The 10,573-nt window shown below is 46.3% G+C and carries 8 protein-coding genes; 7 read left to right on the forward strand and 1 reads right to left on the reverse strand.

Annotated elements, in window-relative coordinates; translation table 11 throughout:
• The first annotated feature begins 148 nt into the window (after positions 1-148).
• The 5 genes from dnaN (at position 149) to gyrB (ending at position 5,012) form a co-directional block, all read left to right on the forward strand.
• Positions 149-1,291 (forward strand): DNA polymerase III subunit beta, encoded by a 1,143-nt coding sequence (dnaN, locus tag Q0V21_RS22120; protein ID WP_024629512.1) that lies wholly within the window; start codon positions 149-151, stop codon positions 1,289-1,291.
• A 16-nt stretch (positions 1,292-1,307) separates the two neighbouring features.
• Positions 1,308-1,523, forward strand: coding sequence for a S4 domain-containing protein YaaA (gene yaaA / locus Q0V21_RS22125; protein WP_024629511.1), 216 nt, complete (start codon positions 1,308-1,310; stop codon positions 1,521-1,523).
• A 57-nt stretch (positions 1,524-1,580) separates the two neighbouring features.
• Positions 1,581-2,693 carry a DNA replication/repair protein RecF gene (gene recF, locus Q0V21_RS22130; protein WP_024629510.1) on the forward strand — a complete coding sequence of 371 codons (1,113 nt, stop codon included), beginning with the start codon at positions 1,581-1,583 and terminating at the stop codon, positions 2,691-2,693.
• A 13-nt stretch (positions 2,694-2,706) separates the two neighbouring features.
• The gene (gene remB, locus Q0V21_RS22135) at positions 2,707-2,955 is read left to right on the forward strand and encodes an extracellular matrix regulator RemB (RefSeq protein ID WP_017691405.1); all 249 of its coding nucleotides are present in this window, start codon (positions 2,707-2,709) and stop codon (positions 2,953-2,955) included.
• Positions 2,956-3,101: 146 nt separating this feature from the next.
• Positions 3,102-5,012 (forward strand): DNA topoisomerase (ATP-hydrolyzing) subunit B, encoded by a 1,911-nt coding sequence (gene gyrB, locus Q0V21_RS22140; protein ID WP_024629509.1) that lies wholly within the window; start codon positions 3,102-3,104, stop codon positions 5,010-5,012.
• An 88-nt stretch (positions 5,013-5,100) separates the two neighbouring features.
• Here gyrB and Q0V21_RS22145 read toward each other — a convergent pair whose 3' ends face one another.
• On the reverse strand, positions 5,101-6,045 hold the full coding sequence (locus Q0V21_RS22145; protein ID WP_079348450.1) for a YheC/YheD family protein: 945 nt from the start codon (positions 6,043-6,045) through the stop codon (positions 5,101-5,103).
• Between the two features lie 426 nt (positions 6,046-6,471).
• Here Q0V21_RS22145 and gyrA point away from each other — a divergent pair, with 426 nt between their 5' ends.
• Positions 6,472-9,027 carry a DNA gyrase subunit A gene (gene gyrA, locus Q0V21_RS22150; RefSeq protein WP_285076443.1) on the forward strand — a complete coding sequence of 852 codons (2,556 nt, stop codon included), beginning with the start codon at positions 6,472-6,474 and terminating at the stop codon, positions 9,025-9,027.
• A gap of 217 nt (positions 9,028-9,244) precedes the next feature.
• The gene (locus Q0V21_RS22155) at positions 9,245-10,363 is read left to right on the forward strand and encodes an HD-GYP domain-containing protein (RefSeq protein WP_079348454.1); all 1,119 of its coding nucleotides are present in this window, start codon (positions 9,245-9,247) and stop codon (positions 10,361-10,363) included.
• Positions 10,364-10,573 lie beyond the last annotated feature (210 nt).

Raw genomic sequence — 10,573 nt, forward strand, 5'->3', positions numbered from 1 at the left:
CACATATTCAGTGCCCCTATTACTATTATTACTATAAAGATCTAAAAGATATCATCTCCAAATAAGCGATTTTGAAGCTCGGCCTCCGGCCTTTTGAAAAACACATTTCAACACCTCAACACCCAAAAAACCCGCTAGGAGTGAAACCATGAAAATCAGCATAATGAAAAGCTACTTGAACGAATCCATCCAGCAAGTTTCCAAAGCCATCTCAAGCCGTACGACAATTCCGATTCTGAGCGGTATCAAATTCGACGTTAATCATCAAGGTGTGACGTTGACAGCAAGCGACACCGATATTTCAATTCAATCCTTCATCCCGCTTGAAGATGGAGATAAAAGTGTGGTTCAGGTAGAACAACCAGGTAGTGTTGTACTGCCAGCCAAGTTTTTTGTCGAGATCATCAAAAAGCTGCCTTCGCAAGAAGTGCACATGGAGGTAAAAGAAAACTTCAACACCTTTATCTCCGCAGGAGCTACCGAAATTCAACTCGTTGGTCTTGATCCGGAAGAATTCCCAGTATTGCCAAGCATCGAAGAAAACCAAACCGTCTCCATCCCAGGAGATTTGCTCAAAAATATGATTAAACAAACCGTATTCTCCATTTCCACCCATGAAACCACGCCGATTCTGACAGGTGTACTCTGGAGTTTGGGTGACAATGAACTGAAATTTGTGGCAACGGACCGCCACCGTCTTGCTACTCGTTCAGCAATGCTGGATAATGCAGAAGGTGTGCGATTCAACAATGTCGTGATCTCGGGTAAAACGCTGAACGAACTCAGCAAAATTGTGCCGGATCAAAATACACTTGTGGATATCGTTGTCGCTGACAATCAAGTCCTGTTCAAAATCGACCGTGTTCTGTTCTATTCACGTATTTTGGACGGAACTTATCCGGATACTTCTAGAATTATTCCGACTTCGTACAAAACAGAACTTGTTTTGGATACCAGAAAATTAAGCGAATCTATCGACCGGGCTTATTTGCTGTCGCGTGAAGAAAAAACAAACATTGTGCGGATGCAAACGATGGATTCCGGATCGATCGAAATTTCATCAAGCTCTTCCGAGTTGGGAAAAGTAAGAGAAGAGATCGAACCTGCCGACTTTAACGGCGAACCGCTGAAAATCTCGTTCAACTCCAAATATATGCTGGATGTGCTGAAAGTGGTGGAGAGTGAGCAGCTGATGATCGCTTTTACTGGCGTCATGAGCCCGATCATCCTGAAACCGCTGGACGACAGTCACAGCTTGTACGTCATATTGCCTTACCGGACGACCAACTAACGAGAGGAAGATCATAGTGAACCAAGTAGCGATACGTACGGAATATATTAAGCTTGACCAATTTTTGAAACTGGCCGATTGCATCCCAACCGGAGGTATGGCCAAAGCTCTGCTTCAGGACGGACTTGTACGTGTGAATAAAGAACCTGAGGAACGCCGGGGACGCAAGTTATACCCTGGGGATATCGTTGAGGTGGACGGAGAAGGTTCGTTCGAAGTTGTTGCACAATAAGAAGACCAGTTAGATCCTGCTGCCTCCTGACGGACGGGATAAAAGGGAGGTTACCGCGTGTTTGTGAACAGCATAGATCTGCAGCAATTCCGCAATTATGAACATCTGAGACTGGATTCTTTTGGTCCTGTGAATCTATTAATCGGGCAAAATGCCCAAGGCAAGACCAATCTTGCAGAAGCCATTTTTGTGCTTGCACTCACCAAGAGCCACCGTACATCCCGCGACAAGGAACTGATTCGTTTCGGTGAAGAACGTGCCAGGCTTGCAGCAGAGGTCGACAAAAAGTACGGATCAGTCAAGCTCGAGCTATCTTTGTCGCAACAAGGCAAAAAAGCAAAAATCAACGGACTGGAACAGCGCAAGCTGAGTGATTTTGTCGGAGCGCTCAATGTGGTGATGTTTGCACCGGAAGATCTCGAGATTGTGAAAGGCACACCGGGGGTCCGCCGTCGGTTTCTTGACATGGAGATTGGCCAAGTGGCTCCGGGCTACCTGTATCATTTGCAGCAATATCAAAAAGTGCTCGTCCAGCGTAACAATCTGCTCAAGCAATTATGGGGACAGAATGCTTCAGCCCAGACCATGCTTGAGGTGTGGAATGAACAGCTGGTGGAGCACGGTGTTAAAATCGTCAAAAAAAGGAAACAATTCATAAAGAAACTTCAAAAGTGGGCCGAAACGATTCATCAGGGCATCACCGGAGGCGGAGAAGTCCTGCGCCTGGCCTACCTTCCTTCCTTCAGCGAAGCCGCTGAGGAAGATGAAGCTGTCTTAATGGACCAATTTATGATAAAATTATCACAAATGAAAGAGCAGGAGATTCGCCGAGGCACAACGCTTAGTGGGCCGCATCGGGATGACCTGTCCTTTTTCATTAACGATCGGGAAGTACAAACGTATGGCTCGCAGGGGCAGCAGCGCACAACGGCGTTGTCCCTTAAACTTGCGGAAATTGAACTGATTCACGAAGAAATCGGAGAATATCCGGTCCTGCTGCTGGACGATGTACTGTCTGAACTGGATCCTTTTCGTCAGACGCAGCTGATCGAAACGTTCCAGAGCAAGGTGCAAACCTTTATTACGGCTACCGGTATCGAGAGTCTGAACGTTGACAAACTCAAGGATGCCAGTATTTATCACGTTCATGCCGGACAGGTTGAACGCTAAGGAGTGAGGGCTTATGTACATTCATCTGGGCGGTGAGAAGATCATCCGTTCTTCCGAATTGGTTGCTATTTTTGATATATCGATTGAAAAATCCTCAAAAATCTCCAAGCAGTATGTCACGCATGCCGAGCAGGAAAAAACAGTGGAGCATATTGGCGAAGAGGAAGCCAAGTCCATTGTTGTGACCAAAAACATTGTGTACTACTCGCCTATTTCCTCAGCTACGCTCAAGAAGCGAGCTCACATTTTTCCTGATCTCTAGCCTATCGGCGGTACGAGTTATTGTACCTTTTGCTGCTTGTTTTTATTTAGATTGCTTACTGGAATTAAGGGGATTTGTTCGTTTCAGCATGCATTCTTAGTTAACGCATATTTACGATATTGAATCTATAGAAGTAGGTGAAAGGCATGTCTATGAATCAACCGTCATATGGTGCAGATGAAATTCAGGTACTTGAAGGGCTGGAAGCCGTACGTAAACGACCGGGGATGTATATTGGTTCCACCAGTGCCAAAGGTCTGCATCATCTCGTTTGGGAAGTAGTGGACAACAGTATTGACGAAGCACTCGCAGGTTATTGTGATCATATCGAAGTTACTATTCATGAAGATAACAGCGTCACTGTAGTCGATAATGGGCGGGGAATTCCTGTCGGCGAACATGCCAAAATGAAACGTCCTGCGCTTGAGGTTGTAATGACTGTTCTGCATGCGGGCGGTAAATTTGGCGGTGGCGGGTACAAAGTATCCGGTGGTCTACATGGGGTGGGTGTATCCGTCGTCAATGCTCTATCAGCAAAAGTTGTTGTTACAGTTAAGGTTGACGGCCATGTGTATCAACAGGAATACCGTCGCGGTGCTCCTCAGTACGATCTGAAAACGATCGGTACAACGGAGGAAACGGGAACAACAGTTACGTTCCATCCGGATCCGGAGATTTTCACGGAAACAAGAGTGTATGACTATGAAATTTTGCTGACTCGTATTCGTGAGCTCGCGTTCCTGAACAAGGGAATTGGCATGACTTTAACCGATGAACGTACAGGTGTAACCAACTCTTTCCTGTATGAGGGCGGTATTATCGAGTATGTCTCCTTCCTGAACCAGAAGCGTGAAGTGATGCACGAAAACCCGATTTACGTGGAAGGATCAAGAGACAACATCCAAGTGGAAGTGGCGTTGCAATACAATGACAGCTACACCGAGAATATTTATTCTTTTGCGAACAACATCAACACACATGAGGGCGGAACGCATGAATCTGGCTTCAAGAGCGCTCTTACCCGGATTATCAATGATTATGCGCGCAAAGCGGGCGTAATCAAAGACAGCACAGGCAACCTGTCCGGGGATGATGTACGTGAAGGTCTAACAGCGATCATCTCAGTCAAGATCCCTGAACCGCAATTTGAGGGACAGACGAAAACCAAGTTGGGTAACAGTGAAGTGCGCGGAATTGTCGAATCCCTGTTTGCTGAGAAGCTGCAGGAATTCCTGGAAGAGAACCCTTCCGTATCCCGTCGCATTTTGGAAAAAGGACTGCAAGCTGCCCGTGCACGTGAAGCAGCACGTAAAGCCCGTGAACTGACACGTCGTAAAGGTGCACTCGAAGTCAGCTCTTTGCCAGGTAAATTGGCCGACTGTTCATCCAAGGATGCTTCAATCAGTGAATTGTACATCGTCGAGGGTGACTCCGCCGGTGGATCAGCGAAGCAAGGACGAGATCGTCACTTCCAGGCGATTTTGCCGCTGCGTGGTAAGATTCTGAACGTGGAAAAAGCACGTCTTGACCGGATTTTGGGCAATGCGGAGATCAGAGCGATCATTACCGCAATGGGTACCGGAATTGGTGATGACTTCGATATTGCCAAAGCACGTTATCACAAAATTATTTTGATGACGGATGCCGACGTCGATGGCGCCCACATTCGGACATTGCTTCTGACATTCCTCTATCGCTATATGCGCAAAATCATTGAGGCAGGTTATGTATACATTGCCCAACCGCCATTGTTCAAGATTGAGCGCAATAAAGTGATTCGTTATGCTGGCTCCGAGAAGGAACGCGATGAAATCATTGCAACGCTCGGCGAAAATGCGAAGTTTAACATCCAGCGTTATAAAGGTCTCGGTGAGATGAATGCCGGACAATTGTGGGAAACGACCATGGACCCTGAGAGCCGGACGATGCTACAAGTATCCATCAGCGATGCGATGCTGGCTGATGCCATGTTCGATACCCTGATGGGAGATAATGTTGAACCTCGTCGTGACTTCATTCAGGAAAATGCAAAATACGTGAAAAACCTCGACATCTAACGATATTCGATAAGGCGCCTGCGAGGGCGCCTTTTTACATTATGGGATCATAGTCTAGAGAATCTTAGTCTGGACATTGGCGTGGCTGTTATCGGTGTATACGGCTTTTGGCAGAGGGGGCCTGGGCTTTGGGGGAGGTACGAGATGTCTTCCCTTTTTTGGAGGGTAATCTGCCGTACGCCCTCGCGTAACGTTTGATCTTCCGGTACGTTTCCTTGTCAGGCAACAGGCCAAAAGCATAGATGCCTGGCAAGGTGTTGACTTCAATAATCCATGGCCGTCCATCTTCATCCAGTGCAATATCAATCCCGATCTCTTTGAGCCTAGGAAATGACTTCTGCAGCTGTACCGCTGTATGAATGCCTAAACGATATAGCTCACTGCGCAGTTGCTGGAACCGATCCTTGTCAAAATGAGGGCGTACCAACTCATCAAAGGTGGCCAATCGTCCGCCGCCATGAATGTTGGTAATGATCTTGCCTGGTGCAGCAATCCTTCCCAAAATGCCTGTCGTTTCCCAGTTGTGCTGTAGATTTTTCTGGGTTAATACCCGCAGGTCAAAAGGCAATTCATCATGCTTCATCAGTGGAATGCCTTGTTGAATGATGTAGTCACGCTTCTGAATACGTTTAGTGAGCGCCAAGTCCAGTTCATCTAGGGAATGGAAGTATCTCTCGTCGGTCCCATATCGAAGCTCATATGTTGTCATGGGGATCGCAGCAGAGATTTCAGCGCTAATTTCATCGCTGGAAGCAGATAATTGCTCGTCAACGTTTTCGGATCGTGTTTCCTCGATGATGGATTCGGCTGAAGGGATTGACTGTGGATATTTACGGATTTTTTTTACCCGCATGACGCCATTGCCATAAGTTCCCCGATCCGGTTTGATATAGTTTGACTCAAATAGTTCAGTCATTCGTTCCAGGGCTTGGCGGCTATACTGTCGTGTTACCGGTATATATCCATTCACATTACGGCTGCGTTGTAACACAGCTGTCTTGGTCCATTTGCTGGAGACACGCTGGATACCCAAGAGCCATCAGTCCTTTCCTGTTATGATGGGGTTTCTAAGAGTGACAGACGCGGAGAAATCAAAGGACAAGAGATGATTTCAGTGGTATAATAGAGAAATATGGCGTTTTGTGCGGTTTTGTTGCACAGATGTAGTTTGATCGTAGAACGGGAACAGTTTCAGCTTGAATATACACAGTACATTTGCCGCTTTTTCTAGCATTGTATGTGCAAATGGAGAGGAAGGCAGGGCGAACCCCCAGACTCTCTGAAGTTCCCGGAAGAAAGGCTATTGCCCAGCGGACGTTTAATTGTTTACCTTTTGTGAAAGTAATATAATAAAGAGTAGCGTCCTTGTGCGGTTTTAGCCTTGTTAGGCTCTTCACATATAATCGATTTTTGAATGACCGAATGGAATGTTTGTTGAAGGACAAGAAGGAGGTCCAGCATGGCGGAAGAAATGAACTCGCAGATTAAAGATCGGGATATTGGCGTCGAGATGCGTGAATCGTTTATGGATTATGCGATGAGCATTATTGTGAGCCGTGCCTTACCTGACGTGCGTGACGGATTGAAGCCGGTTCACCGGCGTATTCTGTACGCAATGTCCGAGCTAGGCATGACACCCGATAAACCACATAAAAAATCAGCCAGAATCGTCGGCGAAGTTATCGGTAAGTATCACCCACACGGTGACTCTGCTGTATACGAAACAATGGTACGGATGGCACAGGATTTCTCCCTGCGCTACATGCACGTAGATGGACATGGTAACTTTGGATCGGTGGATGGCGATATGGCAGCAGCCATGCGTTATACGGAAGCTCGGTTGTCCAAGATTGCAATGGAAATGCTCAGAGACATCAACAAGGATACAATTGATTTCCAGCCGAACTATGACGGTGAAGAAAGTGAACCTATCGTTCTTCCAGCTCGTTTTCCTAACTTGCTTGTCAATGGTGTTGGCGGGATTGCGGTAGGTATGGCGACGAATATTCCTCCTCACAACTTGGGAGAGGTTATTGACGGCGTACAGGCCATGATCAAAAATCCGGACATCACTTCCATGGAATTGATGGATTACATTCAAGGACCAGACTTCCCTACTTCCGGTTACATTTTGGGACGCTCCGGAATTCGTCAAGCGTATCAAACCGGACGTGGTTCAGTAACGATGCGGGCCAAAACCAACATCGAAGAGAACAACAACAAGGCACGAATTATCGTTACGGAACTTCCTTATCAGGTGAACAAGGCAAGACTCGTTGAGAAAATTGCTGAGTTGGTACGTGATAAAAAGATTGATGGCATTACGGATCTTCGTGATGAGTCTGACCGTAACGGTATGCGGATTGTGATTGAGCTTCGCAGAGACGTGAATCCGGGTGTTGTGCTGAACAACCTGTACAAGCATACAGCGATGCAGTCCACCTTTGGGATTAACATGCTCGCGATTGTAAATAAAGAACCTAAAATTCTGAACCTGCGTGAAGTGTTGTATCACTACTTGCAGCATCAGATTGAGGTTATACGCAGACGTACGCAGTTTGAACTGAAAAAAGCCGAAGCACGCGCACACATTCTGGAAGGCTTGCGTATCGCATTGGATCATATCGACGAGATTATTGCTTTGATTCGTTCTTCTAGCAATACCGATGCAGCCAGAGAAGGTCTGATCGAGCGTTTCTCACTCAGTCACGATCAGGCTCAAGCTATTCTCGATATGCGTCTGCAACGCCTTACAGGTTTGGAACGCGAACGTATCGAAAATGAATACAACGAACTGATGGTCAAAATTAAGGAGTATCGCGAAATTCTGGCCAACGAGCACCTGGTGCTTGAAATTATCAGCACGGAGCTGCAAGAAATCCGTGATCGCTTCAGCGATGATCGTCGTACCGAGATTACTGTAGGTGAAGAGAGCATTCTGGACGAGGATCTGATTCCACGTGAAGAGGTTATCATCACGATTACCCATACAGGCTATGTGAAACGTCTGCCGGTATCCACATACCGCAGTCAGAAGCGTGGCGGACGTGGGGTAGTGGGTATGGACACCAAAGATACTGACTTTGTTGAGCATCTGTTTGTGACCAACTCTCACAATTACCTCATGTTCTTTACCGACAAAGGTAAAGTGTACCGTCTTAAAGCTTATGAGATTCCAGAGCTTGGACGTACAGCACGGGGAACGCCGATTATCAACCTGATTCAGATCGAGCAGGGTGAATCGGTCAATGCCGTGATTCCAGTTCAGGAATTCGAAAGTGACAAGTATCTGTTCTTTGCTACCCGTCAAGGGGTTGTGAAGAAGACGCCACTTGAGGATTACACCAATATTCGCAAAGGCGGTCTGATCGGGATTTCCCTGCGTGATGATGATGCCCTTATTGATGTTAAGCTGACAGATGGACAGCAAGAGATCATTATGGGTACAGCTCACGGGATGTCGATCCGATTCTCGGAAGGAAATGTCCGTTCCATGGGACGGAGTGCGACCGGGGTTAAAGGGATCACGTTGGATGAGCAGGATGTCGTAATCGGCATGGACGTTGTGGATCAGGAGCTGGATGTTCTGATTGTTACAGCCAAAGGTTACGGTAAACGTACCCCTGTCAGCGATTATCGGATGCAGACTCGTGGCGGTAAAGGGATTAAAACCATTAACGTCACAGATAAAAATGGTGCAGTAGTTAGCCTGAAAATGGTTAAGACGGAAGAGGATCTGATGATCATCACTTCCAGCGGTACGCTCATTCGGATGAGTATGGAAGGCATATCCACCATGGGTCGATACACGCAAGGTGTGAAGCTGATTCATATTCGCGATGAAGATTCCGTAGCTACAGTCAGCCGAATTGACAAGAATGAGGAAGAACCTGAAGACGAAGAATGGATTGAAGGTGCGGAATCCTCTGATTCTGAAGGTCAAGAGTCAACTCTGGATGAGGGCTCGGTTTCCGATGCTGAAGTTGAGGGCGATGATTCAGGTTCCGAAGCATAGGATCCATTTTTCTATAACGAAAATCATTTTATGATTGCAATGAAGTTGGAGGGCTCCCATATGGGGGCCCTTTGTTACTTTCACAGCTTCAGGACCTCTCTCCTGGAAATATAGGATGTACAGCCTGATTATTGAGTAATATAATGGGAATTAACGTGAAAAACCGGGACTATGGTCTTGTTTCATCATAGAAAAACGAGGAGTGGGGGGAATTTACATGGGCTTAATCACCCTGTCAGAAGTCAAACCAGGACTTAAACTGGGAAATGACGTGCAAACGTTTCGTGGGAATGTTTTGTTTCAGAAAGGCAAAGTCATTTTGCCCAAAGATGTAGAAGTGCTCAGAGCTTTTATGATTCATCAAGTAGACATCGAGCAAGAGAGAACGGGGACAAGCAGTACAGTTTCTAAGGCTACATCCACGTCTTCAGGCCATGCAGGTAATGAGAAGAACGGAGAACGGGCAGGCAAAGGCGGCAGCGCAGTCTCAACCCCGGTATTACCGTCCCTGCACGAAGAGTATGAAAAGATGGTTGGATTGACCAAAAAGGCTTTCCTGTCCTCCTTAGCGGCTGAATTACCTGTATATGAGCTGCGTACACAGCTTGAGGCATTGTTTGTTCATCTCAAACAATATAATGTGCTTACTTTTAGTCCACGAGTTATTCAAGAACATGATTATGTATATCACCATGCCGTATTGAGTGCCATGACATCCTATCAATTGGCCCAGTGGATGGATTTGCCGTCTAAGGACTGGATGCAGGTAGCTTTTGCAGGATTGTTCCATGATATCGGTAATAGCAAAGTAGACCCACAGATCCTCCATAAACCATCAACGTTAACTGCCTCAGAGCAGGCAGAGATCCGGCAGCATACGAAATATGGCTATCAGGTGCTGAAACAAGCAAAGGCCATCAATGAAGGAGCCAGACTCGCAGCGTTGCAGCATCATGAAAAAGTGGATGGATCAGGTTACCCGCTGCAGCTCAGCGGCACGCAAATTCATATCTATGCCAAGATTGTAGCCATCGCTGATATCTTTCACGCCATGACTCTGGAGAAGATCTATCGTAAGGCGCAGTCACCATACCTAGTTCTGGAACAAATTCAGAGTGAGGCATTTGGCAAATTGGACCCTGCTATCGTGAATGTATTCATTCAGCGTTCTACACAGATCCATAATGGTATCCGAGTGAGGCTCAGCAATAATCAAATTGGTGAGATCATATTCTCGGATCGGGATCACCCTACAAGACCAATGGTATCGGTAGAAGGAACGATTATTAATTTGATGCAGCAAAGACAGCTCCACATCCAGGAAGTCATCGGCTAATCCATTTATCAGCTCATATATGAGAAAAAAGCCTTTCCGAATAGGAATGGCTTTTTTAATGGATGTCTATAAGTAAAGTATGAGAAGCAAGCGGATAGCAGGAATTAGAAGGGGAAAGATTTCAATCTTGATATAAAGAGCTAGTTAATATAGAGATGAATACCCAATTAGGGGCATCTATATTAAATAGAGCGTAGAAGAAATGAATTA

The organism is Paenibacillus sp. 11B (genome assembly GCF_030487755.1).
GTDB classification, from domain to species: Bacteria; Bacillota; Bacilli; order Paenibacillales; family Paenibacillaceae; genus Paenibacillus; species Paenibacillus vandeheii.